Origin of the sequence: Agaribacter flavus, from assembly GCF_042646125.1 — a bacterium.
Taxonomy (GTDB): domain Bacteria; phylum Pseudomonadota; class Gammaproteobacteria; order Enterobacterales; family Alteromonadaceae; genus Glaciecola; species Glaciecola flavus.
The window spans coordinates 101,076-127,490 of record NZ_JBHRSW010000005.1 but is presented as its reverse complement, the minus strand read 5'-3'; the positions used below and the strand labels follow the sequence as shown (position 1 = coordinate 127,490).

Genomic DNA, 26,415 nt, shown 5'->3' with positions numbered 1-26,415 from the left:
CGATAAATAGTTGATAACCATTCCCCGACGGTCAGTTGGGGGCATATATTTTTAAAGGTGGAACACAGCTTTGAGTATTAAACGCATTTCATTATTCATGTTAGTGATGTTACTCATAGGTTTTCGCCCTCACGTCGTTGAATCTCAAGTTCAGATCCAAGGTCCGCGAAATGCAGAGGATGTGTATTCGGGTGTTGTCTATGGTCCAATAGATGCGACTGATACCTTGTGGAGAATAGCTAGCAGATACAAACAAGATGCGCAATTTTCTGTGTATCAAACCATGCTGGCAATTTACGAGCTAAATCCACAAGCTTTTGAAAATCAAAACTTTAATACAATGGTAAACGGTGCCACTTTGCGCTTACCGAGTGATCGCTACATCGCTCGCATGAACCCCCAGCATGCTAAAGCCAAAGCTGAAGCTGATGATCACGCCTTTGGACGTGCTAACTCGGTGCAGCCTACAAACGAAGCGGGACAAATTTCAGCAGAAAATTTGAAACCTGAGGTTCCCTTAGTTAATCAAGAAGATCTGTCTAATACCCAGCGACAGCTTCAAAGCCAGCTCAATGCCCTGAACCGTCAGCAAAATGCGCAGTTTGGCGCAATCAAAGACCAGGTATCGTCATCTATCGATAGTGTCCAAGCTCTATTAGACGAGAATAAACGTTTGTATGCGCGTCTTGACCAAGTCAACAATGATATTGCCGATTTGCGGAACAAAGTAGAGGGCGATGTTCAAGATCAAATAGACGAACAATTGGTACTTCAAAAAGAACTGATTGCCCTCGTAAAAGAAGCGCAACAACGTCAATTAGAAAAAGAATCTGAATCCATATGGACCAAGCTTACAAGTACAACAGGCATAATCTTGTTGAGCACAGGTTTTACTCTAGTCGTACTGATCGCTTTAGCAATATGGCTACTTAGACGTCCTTCTGGGGGACAAGCTCCTGAGAAAGAAACACAACTAGAGAAAGCAAAAGAAAGCAATGATATTGTTGACGATGAACTCGTCATTGGTGAAATTGATGATGCGGCATCGGCTGAGGCTGATGAGCTTATGGCTGCGCTTGAAGCTGAGCTGCCAGTAGAAGACAGTGACGATATTCTTGGTGAGCAATTGGAAGACGGCTTAGATGAAATCAAAGTCGACGATATTGACGATTTTGGTGATTTGGACGACGAAATGTTGGTTCCTAATGCCACTGATAATGAGATAGATAAAACAGACACGGTTGATACGGGAGAAGTCAACTTTGACGCCGAGTCTATCGATCTCGACGATGATGAAATGGGCAATGAGTCCATTAATTTATCGGATGATGAAGATGAAGATACGAGTGCAGCAAAGACAGTAGAGACTGATTCTACAGATCTTGAGTCATTGGATTTAGAAGAACAGGACGGTCAATTGTCTGCTGCTGACGAAGAGACATCAACAGAAGACAATGCATCGAATAATCCTGATGCTGATTCTATTGTCGGGAATGAGGAAACATCAAACAACGATGAAGACAATGCCTTAGAAATTGATGGCCTGACTGAACAAGGCGATGACGACGATGGAATGCCCACGGGCGTGAGTTTAAACGAAGATGGTGAAATTGATGAGAACACCATTGATCAAATTGAACAACAAATCCATCAAAAAGATGAAGAAATAAATCAACTTACCGACGAAATATTGTCTGATTTAGAAAGCGTAGCCGATGATGATACGCCCCTTGAAGCCGATGAGCAGCCCGAAGCCATCACTGATATTGATGATCTGCTCGAACAAAACAGTCAACCTAGTAGTGCAGTAAATAGGGATGAAGCACTAGACGAAAATACTGAATCTGATGATGACCCTATCGACACTTCAGAAGCAGATTCAGACTCTATACAAAAAGAGGCAGAGGGTTCTTCAGAAATTGAAAGCAAAATTGATTCAGCCAATGTTGAGGGCGATGATGAAATCGTCGACCCAGATGAATTACTGGCAGAGTTGTCAGATCAAGTGCAAGAAGAATCGAATGACTTGTCTGATGAACTCGTTGCAGAATTGTCAGAAGATGAATTAGCTAGCCAAGAGCTAGATGAACTGTTGGAAGAATTCACCAATGACGATGGCGAGAGTAATGTCAGTACACAAGGCGAATCTAGTGAAGCAGTAGACCCGCAAACTGACGCGTCAGTGAGCGATGTTGACAGTGAAGAAATCGATCTAGAGGCGGAAGCCCTCCCTATTGATTCAACGGATTCGCTTGCCAACGATTTGTTAGAAGAATTAACAGAAGAGAATGAAGTAAAAGATGAATTAGATTCGCTGTTGGAAGAAATGGGCGAAGCGAATGATGCTGAAGAGAGCGATCAAGACTTCATTGACGATTTGTTGGATGATATTCCTTCATTGTCGGACAATACAGATGAAGGCTCAGAATCAGCGCCTACAGACGCAGAACAAGCTGATGACACGGACAAACAAATCGAGCCGAAAACGAATGATGAAGCCTTGAGCGACGACGATGACTTTTTGGCTGACTTGCCTGATCTCGACGAATGGTTAGACGAAGAAACTGCTTCCAGTGACGGCGAAGCGTTGGACGATGGTGAAAACTCTGAGAGCGACGATTTAGCTGCGATTGCTGAATCTGATTTCGACTCGATTTTAGCTGAGATAGATGATGTCGCGGATATCCTAGACGAGGAAGACGCGCCAAGTGCATTTAATGAAGAAAAGTCACCAGCTGCACCTGAGCTTGAGGAAGAAATTGATGCTTCAGGATTAGATCTTCACGCCTTGATGTCTGAAAATGAAAAAGATCCAGACTTTACAGATCCGGTTGAAGACTTTGTTGATGTCGATGACTTAATTATAGAGTCAGACGTAGCCGATCCTAAAACTGACAATGATCTTGCTCTCGACTTGGGTAGTTCTCTAGATAAGTTGAAAGAGAATGACAACCTTGCTAACAAGCCTGAAACGCTGGATGTTGACCAAGCAGGTAACTTAGATCTGGCGCAGGTATATATTGATATGGAAGACTATGAGGCAGCGTCAGAGGTCTTGAACGAAGTCATAGAAAATGGTAGTGATGAGCAGATAAATGAAGCTAAAGAACTACTTGCTAGTATCCAAAAACAATAAGGCAGAGAAAACCTCTGCCTAATCGAGTGTGTGTCGAGATGAGAAAATACGCCTTTGGAAAGGTAAGACGACTTTTACCTACTTGATTCGTCGTCTTCCGCCAAATCAATATTTTCTGCATGCAAACCCTTAGGGCCTTGCTCAATTTCAAACGTCACCGTCTGACCTGCTTTTAGCGAGCGATAGCCGTCCATTTTTATCGTTGAGTAATGCGCGAAAATATCTTCGCCACCATCCTCAGGAACGATAAATCCGAACCCTTTTGCGTTATTGAACCACTTAACTTTACCAACTGCCATTATACAACTTCCTATTCGTATTCCTTGAAAACTTTTGATCTAGTCTCCACTATAAATACTACGAAGTATTGTATTGCGCCAAGGAAAACACTGGGCGTACTCATTCAAGTGGTGACTGCCGTGACTCACAACACATAAGCATCACAGTATAAATGTAGTGTCTTGATGATAAATTTGTCAAGTAAATAACCAAATCCATGCTACTAAAGATTAAACTTTTACATTAAAGTTTAGCTCTAAGTAGAAACTGGTTTTAAGTTATCTATAAAACACGATGGGTTGTCGTTTTTAATTTGCTGTTTTTGCTGCACTGAATTTTGCGTCATACTTCTCTAAAAGAGCCTAAGCTAGTCACACCAAACCTAGGCTTTTTTAAGGTTGTGAAGCGAAGAATTGTCTGTAGTATAAATAGTTAGTAAAAACCAACAGGCTCTAGTGTTCGACGGTCGAAAATGATTAATATGTAAACTGGGATGCAAAAAGTTTTATTATGGCTATAGAAGGTGAAAAGCAGTTAGAAAAACAGCGACAGAAAACGCAACCACCGCCGATGTATAAAGTAATGCTCAATAATGATGACTATACGCCTATGGATTTTGTTATTGAGGTATTAATGAAGTTTTTTGCAATGGATTCAGACAAGGCGAACCAGCTAATGCTAACCGTGCATTATCAGGGGAAGGCTGTTTGTGGCATATATACTGCAGAGATAGCAGAGACAAAAGTAATGCAGGTTAACCAATATTCTCGAAAACACCAACATCCGTTGATGTGCTCCATGGAACCTGCGCAATAAGGGGAAGTTATGCTTAATAAAGATTTAGAACAAACCTTGAACGAAGCCTTTGTATATGCGCGTCAAAATAAACATGAGTTTATGACAGTAGAGCATCTACTGCTCATGCTCTTGGACAATATTGCCGCAAATGAAGCCCTAAAAGCCTGTGGTGCGAAAGTAGACGTACTCAGAGCCGAACTAACTGATTTTGTAAATGAAACCACGCCTTTGCTTTCTGATGATGAGAGTGTGGAGCGAGAAACACAACCTACCCTTGGTTTTCAACGTGTGTTACAACGCGCAGTCTTCCATGTTCAATCTTCTGGGAAAGGTGAAGTGACAGGTGCTAACGTGCTTGTGGCGATTTTCAGTGAACAAGAGTCTCAAGCCGTGTACATCCTCAAAAAAGCAGATGTAACGCGTTTAGATGTGGTCAATTATATTTCACATGGCGTAAGTAAAAACGATGACAGTGAAGACAGTCCGCAGGAAGAAATAAGTGAAGAGGGAGCAGATACTGAAGAGAATCAATCGATGCTCGTTAAGTATGCAACTAACCTAAATGTTGCCGTAAAAGAGGGCAAAATTGATCCTCTAATCGGTCGTGACAGTGAAGTAGAACGCAGCATTCAGATTTTGTGTCGTCGTCGTAAAAACAATCCTTTACTGGTTGGTGAAGCAGGCGTGGGTAAAACCGCTATCGCAGAGGGTTTGGCTTATCGTATCGTCAATGACGATGTGCCTGAGGTTATCAGTGAGAGCACCATTTATTCGCTTGATTTAGGTGGTTTGCTAGCTGGTACAAAATACCGCGGCGACTTTGAGAAGCGCTTAAAAGGCATATTAAAAGAGTTAAGCAAAGACAAGCACGCTATTTTATTCATTGACGAAATCCATACCATTATTGGTGCCGGCGCGGCCTCTGGTGGGGTAATGGATGCCTCTAATTTACTCAAGCCTAAATTGTCGAGTGGTGAATTGCGTTGCTTAGGCTCTACTACCTATCAGGAGTACCAAGGTATTTTCGAGAAGGATAGGGCACTTGCAAGAAGGTTCCAAAAAATCGATGTGGTTGAACCGAGTGTAGAAGACACCACAAAAATTTTGATTGGCTTAAAATCGCGCTATGAAGAGCATCACAGTGTAAGGTTTACCCAAAAAGCCTTACAGGCTGCCGCAGAGCTTTCAGCCAAGTATATTAATGAACGACAATTGCCTGACAAAGCGATTGATGTCATCGATGAAGCTGGCGCGCGTCAACGCTTATTACCAGAGTCTAAGCGTAAGAAAACCATTGGCGTAAGCGATATCGAGCAAATCATTTCTAAAATCGCCAGAATACCAGAAAAATCAGTATCAGCATCTGACAAAGATGTACTGAAGAACTTGGCGCGTAATTTAAAAATGGTGGTATTTGGTCAAGACGAAGCAATAGAAAAGCTGAATGACGCGATTCAATTGTCTCGCTCAGGTTTGGGTAGCGAAGCCAAACCGATAGCTAACTTTCTATTTGCAGGGCCAACTGGCGTGGGTAAAACGGAAGTCACGCAACAACTTGCCAAGATTATGGGGGTTGAGTTGATTCGTTTCGATATGTCTGAGTATATGGAAAGGCATTCTGTCAGTCGGTTAATTGGTGCGCCTCCTGGGTATGTAGGTTATGACCAAGGTGGTTTGCTAACAGATGCGGTGATTAAAAATCCCTATTCAGTTGTGTTACTTGACGAAATAGAAAAAGCACATAGCGATATCTACAACATATTGCTACAAGTTATGGATCACGGCACCTTAACTGATAATAACGGTCGTAAAGTTGATTTTAGGAATGTGATTTTGGTCATGACCACCAATGCAGGTGTACAGGCGACAGTCAAAAAATCGATAGGCTTTAAGCAACAAGATCATAGCCACGATGCAATGTCCGAAATTAATAAAACCTTTACACCAGAGTTCCGCAACCGCCTCGATGGTATTGTATGGTTTAATCACTTAGATCAAGAAGTGATTTTACAAGTTGTGGATAAATTTATCATCGAGTTGCAAGCGCAGTTAGACGCAAAAGGTGTCTCGCTTGAAGTGACTGAAAAAGCACGTTCTTGGTTAGCAGAAAAAGGCTATGACAAAGCAATGGGAGCGAGACCCATGGCTAGAGTGATTCAAGAGCAGCTTAAGAAAGAGTTGGCGTCTGAATTACTGTTTGGTCAATTAAGCAAAGGTGGGGAAGTAAAAGTAGGGCTGAACAAAGAAAAACTAACTTTCTCTTACACCAGTGTGGAAGACACGAAAAAGGAAGCGCAATCATAAAACGGCAAAACAACACCTGGTTTGCTAGTATAAAGAAATAAACCCGCATGTAGCGGGTTTATTTTTAAATGGCGTTCAGCAATAAATTAACGGGCGCGATAAATAATACGACCTTTGCTCAAGTCGTAAGGGGTCATTTCTACAGTTACCTTATCACCTGTTAAAATACGAATGTAGTTTTTGCGCATTTTCCCGGAAATGTGAGCTGTCACAACGTGACCATTTTCTAACTCTACTCTGAACATGGTATTTGGTAACGTGTCTAAAACCGTACCTTCCATTTCAATACAATCTTCTTTCGCCATCTAAAGCTGTAACCTCAACGTTTTATGATAAATTTTTGCCGCGCGAACCATACAAAAAGTTGAGGCATTAGTAAAGTATTTCCTGATAATTTATCGATAGATAAGCCATTTGTGGTTCACCAAGCGCTGATGAGGCTTGAATTTTTGCTTATAATTCATTTTTCGACACTCATCAATTTGGTAACCGAGGTACAGAAAAGGCAGATTTTTGTCTTTGGTGAGTGCCACTTGTTTTAGGATCATAAAAGACCCTAAAGAGCGTGCTTGGTAATCGGGAGAGTAAAAAGTATATAAGGCTGACAAACCGTGCTCTACTTGGTCTGTTACCGCAACCGCTACTAACTTTCCTTCGTCTCTCGCTTCAAGAAAGATAGGTTGCTGCCACTGGCAACGAACAAAATTAGCATATTGCTCGTAGTTAGCAGGAAACATGGTGCCGTCTGCGTGCATTTGATTGATGTACGATTCATACAACGGGTAATAATCATCCCGCTCGTCATGCCTTTCGTGTAGGGTGAGAGATTTGTTTTTTTGCAATATACGTTTTTGAGAACGGGAATAGGTAAACTCATTTACCATGATTCGGATAGACTGACAGGCGTTACAATGTGCACAATGAGGTCTATATAATTGCTCACCTGAACGTCTGAAACCGTTGTTCAGTAAGTTTCCATATACTTGAGGCAATTCTTCACTGGGTGACATGCATACCAGAAGTTGTTCTTCTTCTCCTTGTAAATAATTACACGGAAAGCGCTGTGTTACGCCAAATTTCATTTGAAGAATAGGGTTTGTTTTTTCCAACATTCAGCGCCTACTTCAGTTTCTGATGCTTGTTTTAGAATGTGTAAAAAGTTGTCGCGATCAATCTCTTCACAACCCAGTGAGGTCAAATGAGGATTAGACATTTGGCAATCAATGATTGGCATGCCAAAGGCTCTCATATGTTCGGCCAGTGCCCAAAGCGCCGCCTTACTAGCATCAGTACTCACGTGAAACATGGATTCACCGCAAAATATATTGTTCAATGCAATACCATACAAACCACCTACTAATGTGTTGTTCGTATCCCAAATTTCCACTGAATGCGCGTGACCCATGTAATGCAAATCAATATAAGCATGGATCATCTCGTTTGTGATCCAAGTGCTATTGGGATTTTCTGTATTTTTCTCAATATGACGTGGGATGGTAGCGCATTTTTTTATAACAGCGTCAAATGCATGGTTCATTGTCGCGCGATAATTATATTTACGTACGTTTTTGCGCAATGAACGGCTTGGTTGGTAAGTCGTTAAATTGATAATCCCACGGGGATTTGGCGTCCACCATAATATTGGTTCACCCTCACTAAACCACGGGAATATACCATTTTTGTAGGCATGCAATAAGCGTTCGGGACTTAAATCACCGCCAAACGCAAGCAGCCCATTTGGCTCGCTTAACGCGAGCTGATGGGCAGGAAAGTTTAAACTATGATCAAGCTTAAAAAGTTCAATCATCAAAGCTTAAGCCGACGAAGGACTTATTCTAAAGCATCGAGGTATTTTTCTGCATCTAAGGCAGCCATACAGCCGGTGCCGGCAGAGGTGATGGCCTGTCTATATATATGGTCGCTTACGTCGCCAGCGGCAAAAACACCTGGGACACTCGTCTGAGTTGCATTGCCATTTAGCCCACTGTTTACCACTATGTAGCCATCTTTCATTTCCAGTTGTCCGTCAAATATTGAGGTGTTTGGACTGTGCCCGATGGCAATAAAGAGACCCATGATATCCAGCGAAGAAGTTTCACCTGTATTGGTATCTTTTATATTGATACCTGTGACACCCATGTCGTCTCCTGTGACTTCGTCAAGCGTCTTATTTAAATGCAGCACGACATTGCCATTTTCTGCTTTGTCTAACAAACGTTGGGCGAGAATTTTTTCACTGCGAAAACTGTCTCTTCTATGAATAACATGCACTTCAGAGGCAATGTTAGACAGATATAGTGCCTCTTCGACGGCTGTATTACCGCCGCCTACAACTGCCACTTTTTGATTTCGATAAAAGAAACCGTCACAGGTAGCACAAGCACTGACCCCTTTACCCATAAAGGCTTGCTCTGACTCCAATCCGAGGTATTTTGCAGAGGCACCTGTGGCTATGATAAGTGCGTCACAAGTGTATGTACCATTATCTCCTTTCAGCGTAAAAGGACGTTGTAGTAAGTCTGTTTCATTGATGTGATCAAATATGATTTCAGTATCAAACTTCTCTGCATGCTTTTGCATTCTTACCATTAAATCTGGACCCGTTAAGCCTTCAGGATCACCTGGCCAGTTTTCTACTTCGGTAGTGGTGGTCAACTGACCACCTTGTTGTATACCCGTTAGCAATACGGGGTTCAAATTAGCTCTTGCCGCGTATACGGCTGCACTATAGCCAGCGGGTCCCGAACCTAAAATAAGTAAAGGGACGTGTCTGCTATCTGCCATGTAATTCTCCAAATTTTAAAATCGCGATTGTTTCTATATATACGGCTTATTTCGTGTAAATCAATTCTGTTGTACACTTAATTTTTGTATGCCTATGTTCTTTGAACATTTAGGATTATAGTCACTCTACTAGAAGAGTATAGCTAAACGAAAAGTTATAATTGCCGATAAGGCTACCATCTGTGCTAGAATTTTAGTAGGTATCATTAGGAGTTAATGTTCATAACATGTTCCAGTTTCGTCCAAGCTATCTAAAAGATGGTCATGAGTACATGTCTATTTGGCCGATGAAGCCAGCTTTGTATTCATTATTTCCAGAGTGCAGAATTATTGCTGCTACTAAATTTGGTATACAAGTAATGCCGCCAATTGCGGTGCTGATGGTTGCTTTGCAGCTGAATTACTTAGGCGTGACGCATTTACCGCAGGCTTTGGCTATTGGGATTTTCTTCTTTTCTCTACCTGTACAGGGGCTGTTTTGGCTGGGGCATAGAGCCAACCAACCGCTTCCTCCTCATATTTTGTTGCTCTACAAAGAAGTGTACAACAAAATGCAAGAACAAGGCTGCGCGCTAGAAAACACGCCGTCAAAGCCAAGCTTTAAGACACTAGCAAAACTATTAAACTCAGCGTTTAAACAACTGGACAAAGCGTTTACTAAGCAGCTTTTTTAACTGTCTTAAACAGAGCGAGACCGATTGTGAGTACGATTTCGCAACTATTACTCACTCACTCTATCCGCAATAAAATATAGTTCTTTTTTGCAGGTTCTACACACGTAAATTTGCTTTTTGTTTTTCACTTTATTGTGACGACGAACACTGAGCTCTATTTCCCCACAATCACACGCATATGTAAAACCTTTGATGCCGAGTTGAGTAATGTCTAACTTATGTGTTCTGTGCGCAGGGCAGTGAAAGATGTCTTGCATAAGATATTGCCATTCTTTTCCATGTGGTTTCACTTTTCCGAAGTATTTGTATACGACGAGGTGAGCCAATTCGTGAGGTAACACTTGTTGTAAAAAATACTGGCGATTTTGTTCAAATAGTTTTGGGTGCAGACGGATATTATTTTTTTGCAGCTCCGCAGCACCCGCAATCGTGCCTGTTTGGTTTAAACTAATGCTTGGCTTTGGCATTGTGCTGAACTGCGTATCGCTGAGCTTTTCAAGTAAACTAGAAAGCGTCGTTTGGGCTTGTGCTAATAGATTTGTACTCATGAGCAAGGTCAAAACATGTAGGCAAAAATAAAGGAAGCTATGCTTCCTTTATTTTTGGGTCTTAGTTGGCATGGAGTTTATTCTACCCGACATTCCATGCAAAGCACATAAGCCGCATCAGGATCATTGAGTTGGCTAATTTCGGCAATTTCTTTTTCGACGTCTTTTGCGATTTGCATCAACGGGTTTACAGGTACAGAAAGATCGATAGCATCAAACCATTTGGCTGACGCATTGAAAAGCTGTTGCAGGAACTGTTCTTCTTTAGTTAGTTGTCGCTTGATGTAAGTAGTTTTATATTCGCTTATTTCAGCAAGCTCCGCTGCTTTTTCGACAGCACGGTCTACACCGCCCAATTCGTCAACTAAGCCTAACTCAAGTGCTTGTGTGCCTATCCACACTCTCCCTTGTGCTATTTCATCAACAGCTTCTTTCGTCATTTCTCTCTCATTAGCGACAAGGCTAATGAACCTATCGTATCCACGTTCAATATTCATTTGTATGAAACTGGCGTATCCACTAGATAAAGGACGGTCAATGGCAATACCGTTTAGTTCATTGGTACTGACACCGTCCGAGTGTATGCCTAAGTAGTTGAAAGAGCGTTCAAAAGTAGCAAAAAATCCAAATATACCGATTGAACCAGTAATGGTGTTTGGTTCTGCAAGAATGTGATCAGCACTTGCTGAGATCCAATACCCCCCTGAAGCAGCATACGTAGACATCGAGGCAACTACAGGCTTACCAGCAGCTTTGAGCAATTCAATTTCTTGTCGAATGACTTCTGAAGCAAAGGCACTACCACCACCAGAGTCTACTTGCAAAACAACCGCTTTTACTTTGTTGTCTTGTCTTGCTTTTCTCAGTAGCCTAGCAGTTGAGTCACCGCCTATCGTACCTGGTTTGCGATCACCATCTAGTATTGTGCCTTTGGCAACTACAATAGCAACTTTGTCACCATCGCCTTCTGGTACGGGGACTTTAGGCGAAATTAAATTGAGATAAGCGTGGTATGAGACAGAGTTAAAAGGGCTGTCGTTTTTGCCTTTGCCCAGTAACTCTGTGATTTCTTGTCTGAACTCTTCACGCGTGCGCAGGCCATCTACCCATCCATTATTGAGCGCGTATTCTGCAAAGTCACCATTTACATTTTCAAATTTTTCCAAAAATACATCAAAGGTTTCGTCGAAATTATGAGTTTCAAATTCTCTCGCGGCCGCTACCTCAGTTTTATACTGTACCCATAACTCGTTTAGCCATGCGGCGTTAGCTTCTTTTGCTTCGGGTGACATATCGTTTCTAATGAATGGTTCGACGGCTGATTTATATTTACCGACCTTAAAGACATGAGGCGAGGCTTTGAGTTTTTCTAAGGCTTCTTTATAGTAACTACCATAATACGCGTAGCCCTCGATTAGCATGCCACCCATTGGGTTCAAATAGACATTATCGGCGTGCGCGGCGAGATAATATTGATTTCTATTGTAGTAGTCTGCAATTGCGTAAACGGGCTTACCTGAAGTTTTGAAATTCTCAATAGCTTGTGCCACCTTTCTCAACTTGTCTAAACCGCCACCGCTGAAGCGCTCTAGTCGGAGAATGATGGTTTCGATATCGCTATCATCTTTCGCATTGTTAATAACTTTTACAAGTTCGCGTACCAAAATTTCTGGGTTTTCAGGTTCTTGACCAGTGGCTTCTTGTATAAACGCTTCTGTCGGATCGACATAGGTTTTTTCAATAACAAGATTACCCTTCAGATCTAGTACTAGCGCACTTTTTTTCTCAACCACTAATTGATCGTCACCGCCAGAACTGATGGCAATGATGACACCAATTATGATGGCGAAAAAAATAATGTTGAGTAAGAGCCTGCGACTAAAATTAAGAACATTCCATATTCCAAGGAAAATCGATTTGGTTATACCGGTTTTTTCAGCCATTTAAACTACCTTTAGTTTTTCTTATTCGTAGTTTACTCAAGTCTGCTTTTAAACAACATCTGCAATTTGTAAATTAATGTGTCTTTTTCATGTAGAATGGCAAACTACCAAATTCACTTAGCAATGCATATCTGAAGTACAAGCTGCTATGTGTTTTAAATAAAAAAACAAACAGATTTTCGGATTACTATGCTAGCCATTGATTTACTCCTTACTAGAAGCTCTCAACCACGTTTAGAAGCACCTGCACCCAGCGGTGATGCTTTGAATAATATCATTCAGGCCGGATTACGTGCCCCTGATCATAAATGCTTGTCGCCATGGCGTTTTGTCGTTTGTCAGGGACAAGGACTGATCAAGTTAGGCCAAATTTTTGAACAAGCAGCTAAGCTAAACAATGAAGATGAAAAAGTTATCACGCGTGCGCCGCAGTTGCCACTTAGGGCGCCAATGGTCATTGTAGGGATCTGTGAATACAAGGCCTGTGATGGCGTGCCTCGAGTAGAGCAAATAGCTTCTGCTGCTTGCGCACTTAGTGCTATGCAAATGGCTGCTGTTGCGCAAGGTTTTCAAGGAATTTGGCGCACAGGCAAGTACGCACAAGACCAATACGTTAAAAACGCCTTCGACTGCGCTGAGCAGGATGAAATCATGGGCTTTTTATATCTTGGCACGTCCTGCCTGAAAACAATGCAGAAACCCGCTAAATCTCAAAATGGATTTGTACAATACTGGGATTGAATGGGCTTGTTGGCTACGATTTGAATGACTTGGGTTAAGGGATAACTAAGGTCTGTACACCAAAGGTCAACAGACCCTAGACACTCGGTACTTAAACAAAAGGCTAAGCTGGTTTATATCAAGCTTAGCCCTTAGCTGTTTAAAACTGAGCGATGCTTTGAGGTAGTCGTGTTAAGAAACTGCCACTACCTTAAATACATTGGTTGCCCCAACTTGTTCCATCGTATCACCATAGGTGAGGATGAATTTTTCGCCCTCTTTTAGTGCACCTGATTCTTTTAGTTTAAGCATAACCTCTTTAGTTACACCGCCAGGAGGGCAAGTTGTAGAGTCGAAATACATAGGTTTAACACCCCGATATAAGGCCATTAAGTTGAGTGTATCCTCATGACGGGATAGGGCAAATATCGGTAGGGAGGTAGTGATCCGTGACATGAGTTTTGGCGTGTTCCCGCTTTCTGTCAGACCAACAATGGCTTTTACCCCGTTAAGGTGATTAGCAGCGTAAACGGCCGACATCGCAACTGTCTCACTGACATCTGAAAACTCGCCATCTACGCGATGCTTGCTAATTTTAACGCTTGGATGACTTTCTGCACCTTCACACACGCGCGCCATCGCTTGCACCGTTTCTACAGGGAATGAACCCGCGGCTGTTTCTGCAGAGAGCATAACGGCATCAGTTCCGTCCAGCACAGCATTTGCAACGTCCATTACTTCTGCGCGTGTTGGCATTGGGCTTTCTATCATCGATTCCATCATTTGGGTAGCAGTGATGACTACACGATTCAATTGGCGAGAACGTTTGATCAATTTTTTCTGTACACCGACTAGCTCTGCATCACCTATTTCAACACCCAAGTCACCCCGTGCGACCATTACAGCATCAGAGGCACGGATGATATCGTCAATAGCTTCGTCACTGGCAACAGTTTCTGCTCTTTCTACTTTTGCACAAATCTTAGCGTTACAACCTGCTGCAACAGCTAACTCACGTGCATAGTCTAAGTCAGCACCTGAACGTGGGAAAGACACAGCTAAGTAATCCACGCCCATTGCCGCGGCTGTATGAATGTCTTGCTTATCTTTTTCGGTCAAGGCTTCTGCGGATAAGCCGCCACCTTGACGGTTAATACCTTTATTATTGCTTAACTTTCCACCCACGGTGACTTCTGTGAACACTTTACGTCCTTCTACGTAAAGTACGCGTAACTGAATGCGACCATCATCCAATAAAAGAATATCACCACTTTTTACGTCGTCAGGAAGTGCTTTGTAATCGATACCGACGGCATTGTCGTCGCCGTCCTCTTTACCTAATTCGGCGTCGAGAACAAAGTTTTGACCAACTGCCAACTGAATGGCGCCGTTTTTAAATCGTGAAACGCGAATTTTTGGACCCTGTAAATCACCTAGTATGCCGACATATTTATTCAGTTTTTTTGCGGCTGCACGCACGCGTTTGGCGCGCTCAATATGATCTTCTGGTTGTCCATGAGAAAAGTTCATACGTACAACATTGGCACCGGCAGCAATGATAGCTTCGATCATTTCACTGGTATCAGTTGCAGGGCCAAGAGTGGCAAGTATTTTAGTGCGACGGGTCATATTATGTCTCGATGTTGTGGTTTGTTAAGTGTTTTCTTGTCTGTTATAACGAGATCCCCTTAAGGTGTCTTTCACACGTTTAAGGTTTTCTCTGAATTTATTGCCTCTGCGAAGCGTAAAGCCGGTTGCCAACACATCAATTAAGGTGAGTTGAGCAATACGCGACGCCATTGGCATGTATAAATCTGTATCTTCCGGTACAGATAATGACAGCACATAGTTACAGGCTTTTGACAAAGGCGTACCCTCCGATGTAATACCTACTACGGTTGCGTCATTTTCTCTTGCAATATTAGCGACATCAACCAAGCTTTTTGTTCGTCCCGTATGTGAAATAAAAATGACGACGTCACCCTCGGCACAATTCATACAACTCATGCGTTGCATAAGTATATCGTCAAAATGGATGACCGGCACATTAAAACGGAAAAATTTATTAACGGCGTCGTCACAAACAGACGCCGACGCGCCCAAGCCAAAAAATGAAATCTTTTTTGCCTGGGTAAGCAAATCAACTACTCTGTTTACCATGGCGATGTCCACGGATTGCCTTGCTACTTCGAGCGCTGCCATGGTCGATTCGAAAATTTTGTTTGTGTACTCAGACGGGCTATCAAACTCATCAACATGTCGATTGACATAAGGAGTGCCGTTTGCAAGGCTTTGAGCTAAGTGTAACTTGAAATCTGGGTAGCCTTTTGTGTCAAGGCGCCGACAAAATCGATTGACAGTAGGTTCACTTACATTTGATGTTTTGGCGAGCGCGGCAATACTTGAATGAATAGCGGCTTGTGGGTTGGCTAAAATAACTTCAGCGACCTTTTTCTCAGATTTGCTGAACTCTTCCATGTCAAGAGAAATTTTTTCAAGTATATTCATGTATCAAACACTGCAAGTCGGTTGTTATTTTGATCGATTTGTAACAATATTGTCGCTATACAGCGTTAGTATGACACAAGTTGTAACTTTTTAACAAAAATATTTCAAGACTGAAAGTAATTTTCATAAGTGATGTTACAGCGTGTATTGGTATACCGTGGACATTTCTAAATAACCATAAATCAAATGTTTAGCGACTTTAACGAATAGTTTTCACTAGCAATTTAATCGATTTTTCTGTCGCTTAATGTGCTTAATTGTTATTCATAAGTAACGAAATATTTGTAATTTTACTACATTTATAGTTTACTAGCGCGCAAACAACGCAGACCAAAAATCTTTATTAAGAGGCACAGCACATGTCGTCTGATACCAATTACGAACCTATTGATTTTGTTTTGTTCGGTACCAACGGTGACCTAGCAAGACGCAAGCTCCTTCCTTCTTTATATCAACTCGAAAAAGCCGGTTTACTTCATGATGGCACCAAAGTTATCGGCGTTGCACGTCAAGAGCATACACCTGAATCATATGCAGCTTTAGTAAAAGAAAACTTTCTAAAGTTTGCCGGTGAAGCAATTTGTGAAGACACGTGGGCAAAGTTTGAGGCAAGATTGGATTATGCACAGGTTGATATGCGTAGCCACGACGACTATGGCAAGTTGTCTGAGCATGTAGACCCTGAGCGTGTGATGGTTTGTTATTTTGCTACGCCGCCTTCGATATTCGGTGATATCTGCCGTGGCATGAACGCTGCTGAATTAATTGATGACAGTGTCCGGGTCGTGTTGGAAAAGCCAATTGGTCACGATCTTGAGTCATCTCGCGTTATTAATGATCAGGTCGCTGAGTTCTTTGAAGAGCGTCAAATCTATCGCATTGACCACTATTTGGGTAAGGAAACTGTTTTAAACCTGATTGCCTTGAGGTTTGCTAACTCGATATTTGCAACAAACTGGGATCACAACTGTATCGATCATGTCCAAATTACGGTGGCTGAATCTGTCGGTATAGAGGGGCGTTGGGGATACTTTGACGACGCTGGACAGATGCGGGATATGGTTCAAAATCACTTATTGCAAATATTGTCTTTAGTGGCGATGGAGCCTCCTTCTACACTAGCGGCAAGCAATATCCGAGACGAAAAAGTTAAAGTCTTAAAGGCGCTGCGCCCAATCAACGCATCAAATATTAATGAAAATACCGTTCGTGGTCAGTATACCGGTGGCTTTGTTGCTGGAAAAGAAGTACCGGGGTATTTGGAAGAGCCAGATGCTAATCAAAAAAGTAAAACTGAAACCTTTGTTGCGATAAAAGCCGAAATTGACAATTGGCGTTGGGCAGGCGTGCCTTTCTATTTGCGCACAGGTAAACGTTTACCAAATAAGGTCAGTGAAGTTGTCATTTATTTTAAGCGTCAACCGCATAACTTATTTGGTGATAGTTTTACATCTTTACCGCCAAATAAAGTCGTGATCCGATTACAACCGGATGAAGGTGTACAAATTACCGTCATGAACAAAGTGCCTGGCCTCACAAGTTCAGGCAGCATGAGCTTACAAAAGTCGCAACTAGATTTAAGTTTTTCTGAAGAGTTTGCTGATTTGCGTATTGCTGACGCTTACGAGAAGTTACTCTTAGAAGTGATGCTCGGTAATCAAGCTCTGTTTGTGCGTAGAGATGAAGTAGAGCATGCTTGGAAATATGTGGACTCTATTCTCGAAGCTTGGAAAACTTGTTCTGAAGGTCCTGAACCTTATCAAGCGGGCACATGGGGGCCCGTGTCTTCCATCGGTTTGCTGGCAAGACATGACAGATCTTGGTACGAGAGTAAGTTAAGCAGGAAGAAAAAATAATGGCCTTAATCGAGAACGTGTTCGCGAACAGAGAAGCCCTAAACGAAAGCTTTGCCAATAAAATAGCAGATAACCTAAACACAGCCATTTCACAAAAAGGTGAGGCCAGTTTAGCAGTGAGTGGAGGTTCTACGCCAAAGCCCTTGTTTCAGCTATTGTCGAACAGAGCTGATATAGATTGGGAAAAAGTCACGGTTTTACTAGTTGATGAGCGCTGGGTCAGCGATGACAACGATGCAAGCAATCAAACCTTGGTTAAGCAAAACTTACTGCAAAATCAAGCGGCAAAAGCCCAGTATCTATCTATCAAAACAGATGCCGCGACGGCCGAGGCGGCAGTTAAAGATATCGATGAAAAGGTTAAAGTTCGTTTACCAATAGATGTCGTCATTTTAGGCATGGGCGGCGACGGTCATACTGCGTCTTTGTTCCCTTGCAGTAGCGAATTGGCAGAGGGGCTTCGATTAGACAATGAATCGTCCGTTATTGCCACGCAACCTACTACCGCGCCTCATCAACGTATGTCATTAACATTGGCAAGTATCGCGAGTGCGACAAACATCTACTTGCATATTACTAGCGATGACAAAAAAGCTGTTTTAGATGAATCATTGCAACAGCACACCGCGCTAGAAAGGCCGATAAAAGCGGTAGCAGACAATGCTGAACTACAATTAATGTGGGCACCTTAAAATGAATTCTATTATCCAAGAAGTAACAGAACGTATTATTGAGCGTAGTAAAGATACTCGCGCTGCCTATTTAGCAAAAATTGAAAAAGCCAGAAGAGAAGGACCACATCGTGGCGCTCTGTCATGTGGTAATTTAGCTCATGGTTTTGCCGCTTGTGGTAAGGAAGATAAAGCGGATTTGCGTAGCATGATTAAGTCAAACATTGCTATCGTCTCCTCTTACAATGATATGCTTAGTGCGCATCAACCATACGAGACTTACCCACAGATATTAAAAGACGCTATTTCAAGTGTAGGTAGTGTTGCCCAGTTTGCTGGCGGTGTCCCCGCCATGTGTGATGGTGTGACCCAAGGCAATGCGGGTATGGAGCTGTCTTTAATGAGCCGCGACAATATCGCAATGGGGGCAGCGGTTGGCTTGAGCCACAATATGTTTGATGGCGCGCTGATGCTGGGCATTTGCGACAAGATTGTACCTGGTCTTTTACTTGGTGGGTTGAGCTTTGGTCACTTACCAACGGTGTTTGTCCCTGCAGGCCCGATGCCTTCTGGGTTACCCAACAAAGAAAAAGCACGAGTTAGACAGCAATTTGCTGAAGGCAAAGTAGGGCGAGATGCCTTACTAGAAGCGGAATCACAATCTTACCACTCTGCAGGCACCTGTACTTTTTATGGTACAGCAAACAGTAACCAGTTAGTGGTAGAAGTCATGGGCTTACACCTTCCAGGCTCATCATTTGTCAATCCAGGCACCCCTTTACGAGATGAGCTAACAAGAGCGGCAGCTAGGCAAGTCACTCGTTTAACCGACTTGGGCGATAACTACACACCAATTGGACACATTGTTGATGCAAAGGCAATGGTCAACGGTATTGTTGCCTTGCTCGCAACCGGTGGCTCTACAAACCACACCATGCATTTGGTTGCTGTCGCAAGAGCAGCAGGCTTAATTGTAAATTGGGATGATTTTTCTGATATTTCCAGTGCAACACCTTTGTTGACAAGAATTTATCCAAATGGGTCAGCGGATATTAATCATTTCACAGCAGCTGGCGGTATGTCATTGTTGTTCAAACAGTTGTTAGATGCGGGCTTGCTGCACAACGATGTTAAAACGATCTGTGGTGATGGCCTAGAACAGTATACAAAAGAGCCAAAGTTGAAAGATGGCGAGTTGGTCTGGGAAGAGGGACCTCAAACTTCTTTTGATACTGAAGTGTTAGCTTCTGTTGACACGCCGTTTAAACCAGATGGCGGTTTATCAGTGTTAAAAGGTAATTTGGGGCGTTCTGTTATTAAAACCTCAGCATTGCGTGAACCCGAGTGTCATATTAAAGCGCCAGCAGTTGTATTTGATGACCAGTATGCGCTAGATGAAGCGTTTCAGTCCGGCGCCTTAAATAAAGATTGTGTGGTGGTGGTTCGATTCCAAGGTCCAGCAGCGATTGGAATGCCCGAATTACATCGACTAACTCCTCCACTGGGTGTACTTCAAGACAAGGGCTATAAAGTTGCCTTAGTGACGGATGGTCGTATGTCGGGCGCATCGGGTAAAGTACCTGCGGCGATTCATCTAACTCCAGAAGCCTATAAAGGTGGGTTAATCGCTAAAGTGCAAAATGGTGACATGATTGAGATTGATACAGCCACCAACAGCATCACTTTACATGTAAGTGAGCAAGAGCTCGCGGCAAGGCAAGCAGCCACAGTCGATTTGTCCTCTAGCCACGAAGGCATGGGACGAGAGTTGTTTGCCGGTATGCGTTCAACACTTACGGGTGCCGAACAAGGAGCCTGCTCTTTGTTTGTTGGGCAGTAGAGGTTCATTGCGATGCAAAGCGGTGATTTACAGTTTATTGCGGATGTAGGCGGAACCAACATACGCTTAGCAGTCGTTGAAAATAAGCAGATTGTTAGAATTGAGAAATACCTTTGTGCTGATTTTCATAGTATAGATGATGCGATTAAGCACTTTCAACGTGAAGTGGGTATTGAGTATTTTTATGCCGGTTGCATTGCCATTGCATGTCCTGTCGATAAAGATATTGTGACAATGACCAACCACAGTTGGTCATTTTCAAAATCAACCTTGCAAAAAGAGCTACGGCTTAAAAAGCTATTTGTTATTAATGATTACACCGCCATTGCTTTTTCACTCCCCCATTTATCAGAGCAGCAATTAATAAAAGTGGGTGGTGGTGAGCCGGTTGAAAAAGGTAATATTGGTGTTTTTGGACCTGGTACTGGTTTAGGTGTCGAACATATTACTTGGACGTCTACAGGCTGGAAAACACTTGATGGCGAGGGTGGTCACGTTGATTTTGCACCAATAGATGAGCAAGGTGTGATTGTGTGGCGCTATTTACAGAATAAGTATGGGCGTGCATCAGCAGAAGACGTGTTGTCTGGACGAGGCATTGTTAATATTTATTCAGCCTTGTCTGAGCAGCAAGGAACAAAATCCCTGTACACTGAACCGCATCAAGTCACGCAAGTTGGCGTTGCAAGGAATGATGATACGGCTTATCAAGCTGTGATGTTTTATTGTCGTGCAATGGGGAGTTTTGCGGGAAATATGGCCTTAAACCTTTGCACTACTGGTGGTGTGTACATCGGTGGTGGCATAACCTCGAAAATTACAGAGTTTTTTTTGCAAAGCGACTTCAGAAAAGCATTTGAAAGCAAAGGCAATTTTGCAAACTATGTGAAGCCGATACCCACATTTTTAATTAATGAACCTGACCATGGCTTGTTAGGTACATTAGCGTATTTACAACAACATTTAGAGAGAAGAGTAGACAATGGATAACTGGAAGCACAGTTCAGCAGAAATTTTTAGTCAAGGCCCTGTGGTCCCAGTATTGGTGATTGATAAAGTAGAAGATGCCTTGCCGATTGCAGAAAGCCTGATGAAAGGTGGTGTGAATGTGCTTGAAGTCACACTGCGCACAAAGGCGGCAATGGACATCATTTCGCTTATCGCAAAAGAATTGCCCGAAGCCTATATTGGAGCGGGTACAGTGACTAACCGCGATCAACTTAAAGCTGTCACCGATGCGGGTGCCAAATTTGCTATTAGCCCAGGCCTTACCGCAGATTTACTTGCAGCAGGTAAAGCAGGCAGTATTCCTTTGATCCCAGGCGTATCAAATATTTCTGATTTGATGCGTGCAAATGATGCAGGATATGATCATCTTAAGTTTTTCCCTGCGGAAGCAGCTGGCGGGGTAAAAGCACTTAAATCAATCGGTGGACCTTTCCCTAATACTGTTTTTTGTCCAACTGGCGGTATTAGCCCTAGCAATTACAAAGACTATTTGGCCTTGAGCAACGTAAAATGCTGCGGTGGTTCATGGCTTGCACCTAATGACGCGATTGAAAACAAACAATGGGATGTCATTACTAAGTTAGCTAAAGAAGCCGTTTCTATATAATTCGCTAGTTAGCTAATCCCTTTTTGAATTACGGCGATTAAAGATCGCCGTAATTGTATTCTTTCTTAGCACTAAACCTCTGCTTAAGTGTAAAGCTTGTTTTGGGGGCTATTGTCGTCGATTGCGTGTTACCCGCTTCAATACATAGCATGGTTTGATAGCCCAAGTCTTCCATGTCAGCCATAGTTGTACTTTTTTCTGCGCCAGGGTTCCATACGATCACACTGTCATGGCCTGACTGAGCAATATCAATTTTAAACCCGTCTATTCCACTTAGCGTAATAATTTGTTCGTTTGTCGAAGCTTCACGCGGATGAATGCGATCGGTTTCTCCCTCAATATGATAGGGCAAAGACAGTTTGTTGTTGTGCGTGTTGGTGACTTTGTCGTAGTAGTCAGTAGTAATACCTGCAATCGACGTTTGGCTGATATCACTGACTTTAAAGTAAGTGTGCAGTGCCTGCGTTATTTCGACATCCTCGTCGCTATTGTTTGTTGTTTCTAAGGACAATTCGCATTGTTTAGCAATAGTAATACTGAGTTTTAATGACAGGGATTGAGGAACGTTAAATAAACCAAGTGTATTCGGCGTTAATTCTACTGTAGTGGATTGAATGTTGTTTGCATCGGCAGACTCAGAAATATCGCTTATTTGCCACATCTGAGTACGGACAAATCCGTGAGCAGGCAAGTTTTCACCTTTGCCTAAGTCAGCAAACCAAGGCCAACATATTGGTGTCCCCCCTCGCAAGGCTTTTTCTTGATTGAAAATAGCCTTATCACTCAGCCAAATGAGCTCTGCATTAACATTTTTGGGGACATAGCTAATTAGGTGACCACCAAAAAGTGAGATTAAAGCACTTGCCGTTTGATTCTCGATTTGTAGGCAAGGTGTCCCTTTAAATTCTATTAAGCTAGCGCTACTAATGTTGTCTATATTCATTTGCTTGTATCTCTTTAATACGAAAAAAGCGGCAAAAGCCGCTTTTTAACCTTAAATTCTGTCCTGCTCTACATTACTTGCTTATGTGAGCAACCAAATCTAATACACGGTTGGAATAACCGATTTCGTTGTCATACCATGAGACTACTTTAACAAAGTTGTCTGTCAGAGCAATACCGGCTTCTGCGTCGAAAATAGAGGAACGCGTATCACCGATAAAGTCTTGCGATACTACTGCATCTTCTGTGTAACCTAATATTCCAGCTAATTCATTTTCAGATGCGGCTTTAATGGTTGCGCATATTTCTTCGTAGCTAGCTGGCTTTTCAAGATTAACGGTTAAGTCAACCACAGATACGTCAGCAGTAGGGACTCGGAACGCCATCCCAGTTAGCTTACCTTGAAGTGAAGGAATAACTTTGCCAACTGCTTTAGCAGCACCAGTTGAGGATGGAATGATATTTTGCATAGCACCGCGTCCACCGCGCCAATCTTTAACTGATGGACCATCGACTGTTTTTTGCGTGGCGGTTGTAGCGTGCACGGTTGTCATCAAACCGTCTACAATACCATAAGTGTCATGCAGTACTTTTGCTAAGGGTGCTAAACAGTTTGTCGTACATGAAGCATTAGAAACGATGGTTTCGCCAGCATAACTCTCGTGGTTTACACCCATTACGAACATCGGTGTATGGTCTTTTGATGGCGCAGACATGACCACTTTTTTCGCGCCTGCTTCAATGTGTTTTTGTGCCGTTTCTTCTGTTAAGAATAAACCTGTTGATTCAACAACCACGTCTACAGCAGCATCGCCCCAAGCTAGATCAGCAGGGTTGCGTTCACTGGTTACGCGCACAGTTTCGCCATTAACAACTAAGTTCCCATCTACTACTTCAACGGTGCTATCAAATATGCCGTGAGTAGAATCGTATTTTAACATGTAGGCGATGTAATCAACGTCTAACAAATCATTTATTGCAACAACATTTATGTCCGAACGTCCTGCTGCTGCACGTAAAACAAAGCGCCCAATGCGCCCGAATCCGTTAATTCCCACGTTAATTGCCATTTATTCCTCACTTGCGTTGTGCGTGTAATTAAATTACAAAAATTATGCAAAAATTTATCACAAATTGCAAAGAAAACATCATTTAGTGTTGTTAAATTACATAATTGGTAGCATTAGGGTCTGTTGACCTTTGGTGTACAAGTTTTGTTCAATTATAGTTTATCTGATCGCGGCGCAGACTTGCAGGCCTAATGGCTTAAGTCAAAAGGCTGCAACAAATAGCAGATAGACTATAATTGAACCCTTCTGGGCAGGGCTTGTGCTTCACTTCTATTGCTTTATCGCTCCTTGATGTAGAACAACTACACGACAGTCGCTCTACATTGTATAAATGAAGCACAAACCGCTGAAAAATTGCACACCGAAGGTCAAAAGACCCTAATAATGTTTAGGGTCTATTGACTTGTTTACGTTATATTGAAAAATATCCAAATTAAACCCTCATCGCAATGCGGCTGCACTTTCAGGAGCACACTACATGACGCAAATTTTCGATAAAGAAAACCCATCAGGCGAGGCGGTGTCAAAACACTTAATTGAAGAACTCGTGAAAATAAAAGGCATTGATTCAGACTATATTGATGCTTGGGGAAGGCCAGCAACAATTGCCCATGACAATCAAATCAAGCTACTGAATGCCATGGGTTACGACCTAAGTGATGAAAGTCGCTTAAACGAACAACTCAGTAATGAAGCTATTTGTGAGTGGTTAACTGCACTGAATCCTGTGTATGTGTTTCGCAAATCACAAATTGTTGAACTTGCTGTTAGGGTGTCTATCCAAGATGCAGGTGAAGTGCATACCTTGGTGATAAACTTAGAAAAAGGTGACACGCAAAAGATTAAATTCGTGCCGGCTGACTGCAAACTTGTGGCTGCGCAAGAAATTGATGGTATCGAGTATCACCAATATATGCTTACGATCGACGCTCCTCTAGCTATTGGATACCATCAAATAAGTCTTCGTAAGGCGCGTAAAAACATAGCCAGCAGCTGCCTTATTTTCGCCCCTGATGCTTGCTACATTCCACGTGATTTAGCAAATGGGAAAAAATATTGGGGCTTAAGTGTACAACTTTATTGTTTGAAAAGTAAACGCAACTGGGGTATCGGTGATTTTTCCGATTTGTGTTATCTGGTTGAGAACGCAGCTAAACTGGGAGCAGACTTCATTGGCTTAAATCCGATACACGCCTTATTTCCTGCCTCTCCGGACGCATGCAGCCCTTATGGCCCTAGTTCGCGACGGTGGATTAATTTTTTATATATTGATATTGAATCAATAGCAGGTTTTTCCAGCTCTGTTGTTCAAGACTACTTAAAAGAAAACGACACATATTCTAAATTACATGAACTTCGGGAAACCGAGTTTGTCGATTATGAAGGTGTTGCGGAACAGAAATTAGGCGTATTAGCCGTGCTCTATGCGCATTATTGTTCACACTATTTAAATAAAAACAGTAAACAAAAACGGCAATTTGACCAGTTTGTTGAAAAGGGCGGAGACAGCTTACATACGCTTGCTGTATTTGAAGCGCTGCAATTAAAATTTAAAGAGGAAGAAAAGCCGTATTGGGGGTGGCAAGTGTTTCCACCTGCATATCAAGAAGCGCATTTGCCCGCTGTGAAACGTTTTGCGAAAAAACACGCATATGATGTCGATTTTCACAAATTCTTGCAATGGCAGGCAACCTTGCAATTTGATGCAGCAAGCAAGGCTGCCAAAAGCGCAGGGATGAAAATTGGTTTATATCGAGATTTAGCGGTAGGAGTGGGTGATGGCAGTGCAGAAATTTGGGGTAACCAGTCGCTTTATTGTACAAATGTGAGTGTGGGTGCGCCGCCAGACGTATTAGGGCCATTAGGACAAAAATGGGGATTACCGCCCATGGAGCCTGATGCCTTGTACCAGCAGGCATATCAGCCTATCATCGATTTGTTTGAGTCAAACATGCACGCTTCGGGCGCTTTGCGTATTGATCATGTCATGGCGCTACTGCGTTTGTGGTGGGTGCACAAGGATGATGATGCAACTGATGGGGCGTATGTAAACTATCCGATTGACGATTTGCTTGCCGTTTTAGCACTGGAGAGTCAACGAAACAAAAGTATCGTGATTGGCGAAGATTTGGGAACAGTGCCCGATTCAATTCGAACTAAATTGCAGGAAAATGGCATCTATTCATACCGCGTTTTCTTTTTCGAACAAGCGGAAGATGGCGGGTTTTATTCACCCGCCCATTATCCTGTGCAGTCTATGTCTACGTTGACCACGCATGATATGCCCACACTTAGCGGATTTTGGCACTGTGATGATTTAGTATTGGGCAAAGAGTTGGGTGTATACCCTGATGAGGCTGTACTAAATGCGCTATACGCTGATAGGCATGCAAGTAAACAACGCATACTGGATAGTTTACATGGTCATCAGTCGATCCCTGACACTATTAGTCGAGATGTCAATTACGTTGGCATGAGTACAGCGCTAAACCATGGGATGCAAGTGCACATGGCAAAAGGTTCAAGCACGCTACTGAGTTTGCAACTTGAAGATTGGCTTGAAATGGAAAAGCCAGTTAATATACCCGGTACTTTTAAAGAATATCCAAATTGGAAGCGTAAATTGAGTCATGATTTAGAGGACATTTTTACGCGCAATGATATTCAAACTTTGGCGGCTTCTATTACTCAAGGTCGTGTAGGAGCTAGCCAGCCGTAAGTGGAGAA

At 42.6% G+C, this 26,415-nt stretch carries 22 protein-coding genes; 11 read left to right on the top strand and 11 right to left on the bottom strand.

Annotated features, from left to right (window positions below; all coding sequences use genetic code 11):
- Window positions 1-70: 70 nt before the first annotated feature.
- Complete coding sequence (locus ACFOHL_RS02670; RefSeq protein ID WP_376918654.1) at window positions 71-3,136, top strand: FimV/HubP family polar landmark protein; 3,066 nt, start codon at window positions 71-73, stop codon at window positions 3,134-3,136.
- Between the two features lie 74 nt (window positions 3,137-3,210).
- On the opposite strand, the gene cspD is transcribed toward ACFOHL_RS02670, so the two are convergent.
- Window positions 3,211-3,435: a cold shock domain-containing protein CspD gene (gene cspD / locus ACFOHL_RS02665; protein WP_376918653.1), complete on the bottom strand. Its 225-nt coding sequence runs from the start codon at window positions 3,433-3,435 to the stop codon at window positions 3,211-3,213.
- Between the two features lie 490 nt (window positions 3,436-3,925).
- Here cspD and clpS point away from each other — a divergent pair, with 490 nt between their 5' ends.
- A complete protein-coding gene (gene clpS / locus ACFOHL_RS02660) occupies window positions 3,926-4,231 on the top strand; it encodes an ATP-dependent Clp protease adapter ClpS (protein ID WP_376918652.1) in 306 nt (101 codons plus the stop codon).
- 9 nt (window positions 4,232-4,240) lie between these two features.
- Window positions 4,241-6,517, top strand: a complete 2,277-nt coding sequence (gene clpA, locus ACFOHL_RS02655; protein WP_376918651.1) for an ATP-dependent Clp protease ATP-binding subunit ClpA — start codon at window positions 4,241-4,243, stop codon at window positions 6,515-6,517.
- Between the two features lie 86 nt (window positions 6,518-6,603).
- On the opposite strand, the gene infA is transcribed toward clpA, so the two are convergent.
- The 4 genes from infA to trxB form a co-directional block, all read right to left on the bottom strand.
- A complete protein-coding gene (infA, locus tag ACFOHL_RS02650; RefSeq protein ID WP_006010397.1) occupies window positions 6,604-6,822 on the bottom strand; it encodes a translation initiation factor IF-1 in 219 nt (72 codons plus the stop codon).
- Window positions 6,823-6,912: 90 nt separating this feature from the next.
- Window positions 6,913-7,629 (bottom strand): arginyltransferase, encoded by a 717-nt coding sequence (locus tag ACFOHL_RS02645; protein WP_376918650.1) that lies wholly within the window; start codon window positions 7,627-7,629, stop codon window positions 6,913-6,915.
- Window positions 7,596-8,324 (bottom strand): leucyl/phenylalanyl-tRNA--protein transferase, encoded by a 729-nt coding sequence (gene aat, locus ACFOHL_RS02640; protein WP_376918649.1) that lies wholly within the window; start codon window positions 8,322-8,324, stop codon window positions 7,596-7,598. The genes ACFOHL_RS02645 and aat overlap by 34 nt, the downstream gene beginning before the upstream one ends.
- Before the next feature lie 23 nt (window positions 8,325-8,347).
- Window positions 8,348-9,301: a thioredoxin-disulfide reductase gene (gene trxB, locus ACFOHL_RS02635; RefSeq protein ID WP_376918648.1), complete on the bottom strand. Its 954-nt coding sequence runs from the start codon at window positions 9,299-9,301 to the stop codon at window positions 8,348-8,350.
- A 227-nt stretch (window positions 9,302-9,528) separates the two neighbouring features.
- Between trxB and yfbV the strand changes: the two genes are divergently transcribed.
- Window positions 9,529-9,975, top strand: coding sequence for a terminus macrodomain insulation protein YfbV (yfbV, locus tag ACFOHL_RS02630; RefSeq protein WP_376918647.1), 447 nt, complete (start codon window positions 9,529-9,531; stop codon window positions 9,973-9,975).
- Window positions 9,976-10,022: 47 nt separating this feature from the next.
- On the opposite strand, the gene ACFOHL_RS02625 is transcribed toward yfbV, so the two are convergent.
- A complete protein-coding gene (locus ACFOHL_RS02625; protein WP_376918646.1) occupies window positions 10,023-10,523 on the bottom strand; it encodes a SprT family zinc-dependent metalloprotease in 501 nt (166 codons plus the stop codon).
- Window positions 10,524-10,600: 77 nt separating this feature from the next.
- Window positions 10,601-12,466: a signal peptide peptidase SppA gene (gene sppA, locus ACFOHL_RS02620; RefSeq protein WP_376918645.1), complete on the bottom strand. Its 1,866-nt coding sequence runs from the start codon at window positions 12,464-12,466 to the stop codon at window positions 10,601-10,603.
- Between the two features lie 189 nt (window positions 12,467-12,655).
- Here sppA and ACFOHL_RS02615 point away from each other — a divergent pair, with 189 nt between their 5' ends.
- The gene (locus ACFOHL_RS02615; protein ID WP_376918644.1) at window positions 12,656-13,207 is read left to right on the top strand and encodes an NAD(P)H nitroreductase; all 552 of its coding nucleotides are present in this window, start codon (window positions 12,656-12,658) and stop codon (window positions 13,205-13,207) included.
- 171 nt (window positions 13,208-13,378) lie between these two features.
- On the opposite strand, the gene pyk is transcribed toward ACFOHL_RS02615, so the two are convergent.
- A complete protein-coding gene (pyk, locus tag ACFOHL_RS02610) occupies window positions 13,379-14,815 on the bottom strand; it encodes a pyruvate kinase (RefSeq protein WP_376918643.1) in 1,437 nt (478 codons plus the stop codon).
- Window positions 14,816-14,839: 24 nt separating this feature from the next.
- Window positions 14,840-15,694, bottom strand: a complete 855-nt coding sequence (locus ACFOHL_RS02605) for a MurR/RpiR family transcriptional regulator (protein ID WP_376918642.1) — start codon at window positions 15,692-15,694, stop codon at window positions 14,840-14,842.
- 359 nt (window positions 15,695-16,053) lie between these two features.
- Between ACFOHL_RS02605 and zwf the strand changes: the two genes are divergently transcribed.
- The 5 genes from zwf to ACFOHL_RS02580 are packed head-to-tail and all read left to right on the top strand — an operon-like array spanning window position 16,054 to window position 21,676.
- The gene (gene zwf / locus ACFOHL_RS02600) at window positions 16,054-17,550 is read left to right on the top strand and encodes a glucose-6-phosphate dehydrogenase (RefSeq protein ID WP_376918641.1); all 1,497 of its coding nucleotides are present in this window, start codon (window positions 16,054-16,056) and stop codon (window positions 17,548-17,550) included.
- Window positions 17,550-18,242: a 6-phosphogluconolactonase gene (gene pgl, locus ACFOHL_RS02595; protein WP_376918640.1), complete on the top strand. Its 693-nt coding sequence runs from the start codon at window positions 17,550-17,552 to the stop codon at window positions 18,240-18,242. The genes zwf and pgl overlap by 1 nt, the downstream gene beginning before the upstream one ends.
- Window position 18,243: 1 nt before the next feature.
- Window positions 18,244-20,061: a phosphogluconate dehydratase gene (gene edd / locus ACFOHL_RS02590; RefSeq protein ID WP_376918639.1), complete on the top strand. Its 1,818-nt coding sequence runs from the start codon at window positions 18,244-18,246 to the stop codon at window positions 20,059-20,061.
- A 12-nt stretch (window positions 20,062-20,073) separates the two neighbouring features.
- Window positions 20,074-21,051 carry a glucokinase gene (gene glk, locus ACFOHL_RS02585; protein ID WP_376918638.1) on the top strand — a complete coding sequence of 326 codons (978 nt, stop codon included), beginning with the start codon at window positions 20,074-20,076 and terminating at the stop codon, window positions 21,049-21,051.
- Window positions 21,044-21,676 carry a bifunctional 4-hydroxy-2-oxoglutarate aldolase/2-dehydro-3-deoxy-phosphogluconate aldolase gene (locus ACFOHL_RS02580; protein WP_376918637.1) on the top strand — a complete coding sequence of 211 codons (633 nt, stop codon included), beginning with the start codon at window positions 21,044-21,046 and terminating at the stop codon, window positions 21,674-21,676. Before glk ends, ACFOHL_RS02580 begins: the two co-directional genes overlap by 8 nt.
- A 37-nt stretch (window positions 21,677-21,713) precedes the next feature.
- On the opposite strand, the gene ACFOHL_RS02575 is transcribed toward ACFOHL_RS02580, so the two are convergent.
- A complete protein-coding gene (locus ACFOHL_RS02575) occupies window positions 21,714-22,619 on the bottom strand; it encodes a D-hexose-6-phosphate mutarotase (protein ID WP_376918636.1) in 906 nt (301 codons plus the stop codon).
- 73 nt (window positions 22,620-22,692) lie between these two features.
- Window positions 22,693-23,688: a type I glyceraldehyde-3-phosphate dehydrogenase gene (gap, locus tag ACFOHL_RS02570; RefSeq protein WP_376918635.1), complete on the bottom strand. Its 996-nt coding sequence runs from the start codon at window positions 23,686-23,688 to the stop codon at window positions 22,693-22,695.
- A 520-nt stretch (window positions 23,689-24,208) separates the two neighbouring features.
- Between gap and malQ the strand changes: the two genes are divergently transcribed.
- Complete coding sequence (gene malQ / locus ACFOHL_RS02565) at window positions 24,209-26,407, top strand: 4-alpha-glucanotransferase (protein ID WP_376918952.1); 2,199 nt, start codon at window positions 24,209-24,211, stop codon at window positions 26,405-26,407.
- Window positions 26,408-26,415 lie beyond the last annotated feature (8 nt).

Coding starts and splice junctions, on each gene's coding strand:
- cspD (WP_376918653.1), bottom strand. CDS start 3,435: ATGGCAGTTGGTAAAGTTAAGTGGTTCAATAACGCAAAAGGGTTCGGA.
- clpS (WP_376918652.1), top strand. CDS start 3,926: ATGGCTATAGAAGGTGAAAAGCAGTTAGAAAAACAGCGACAGAAAACG.
- clpA (WP_376918651.1), top strand. CDS start 4,241: ATGCTTAATAAAGATTTAGAACAAACCTTGAACGAAGCCTTTGTATAT.
- infA (WP_006010397.1), bottom strand. CDS start 6,822: ATGGCGAAAGAAGATTGTATTGAAATGGAAGGTACGGTTTTAGACACG.
- ACFOHL_RS02645 (WP_376918650.1), bottom strand. CDS start 7,629: ATGTTGGAAAAAACAAACCCTATTCTTCAAATGAAATTTGGCGTAACA.
- aat (WP_376918649.1), bottom strand. CDS start 8,324: ATGATTGAACTTTTTAAGCTTGATCATAGTTTAAACTTTCCTGCCCAT.
- trxB (WP_376918648.1), bottom strand. CDS start 9,301: ATGGCAGATAGCAGACACGTCCCTTTACTTATTTTAGGTTCGGGACCC.
- yfbV (WP_376918647.1), top strand. CDS start 9,529: ATGTTCCAGTTTCGTCCAAGCTATCTAAAAGATGGTCATGAGTACATG.
- ACFOHL_RS02625 (WP_376918646.1), bottom strand. CDS start 10,523: ATGAGTACAAATCTATTAGCACAAGCCCAAACGACGCTTTCTAGTTTA.
- sppA (WP_376918645.1), bottom strand. CDS start 12,466: ATGGCTGAAAAAACCGGTATAACCAAATCGATTTTCCTTGGAATATGG.
- ACFOHL_RS02615 (WP_376918644.1), top strand. CDS start 12,656: ATGCTAGCCATTGATTTACTCCTTACTAGAAGCTCTCAACCACGTTTA.
- pyk (WP_376918643.1), bottom strand. CDS start 14,815: ATGACCCGTCGCACTAAAATACTTGCCACTCTTGGCCCTGCAACTGAT.
- ACFOHL_RS02605 (WP_376918642.1), bottom strand. CDS start 15,694: ATGAATATACTTGAAAAAATTTCTCTTGACATGGAAGAGTTCAGCAAA.
- zwf (WP_376918641.1), top strand. CDS start 16,054: ATGTCGTCTGATACCAATTACGAACCTATTGATTTTGTTTTGTTCGGT.
- pgl (WP_376918640.1), top strand. CDS start 17,550: ATGGCCTTAATCGAGAACGTGTTCGCGAACAGAGAAGCCCTAAACGAA.
- edd (WP_376918639.1), top strand. CDS start 18,244: ATGAATTCTATTATCCAAGAAGTAACAGAACGTATTATTGAGCGTAGT.
- glk (WP_376918638.1), top strand. CDS start 20,074: ATGCAAAGCGGTGATTTACAGTTTATTGCGGATGTAGGCGGAACCAAC.
- ACFOHL_RS02580 (WP_376918637.1), top strand. CDS start 21,044: ATGGATAACTGGAAGCACAGTTCAGCAGAAATTTTTAGTCAAGGCCCT.
- ACFOHL_RS02575 (WP_376918636.1), bottom strand. CDS start 22,619: ATGAATATAGACAACATTAGTAGCGCTAGCTTAATAGAATTTAAAGGG.
- gap (WP_376918635.1), bottom strand. CDS start 23,688: ATGGCAATTAACGTGGGAATTAACGGATTCGGGCGCATTGGGCGCTTT.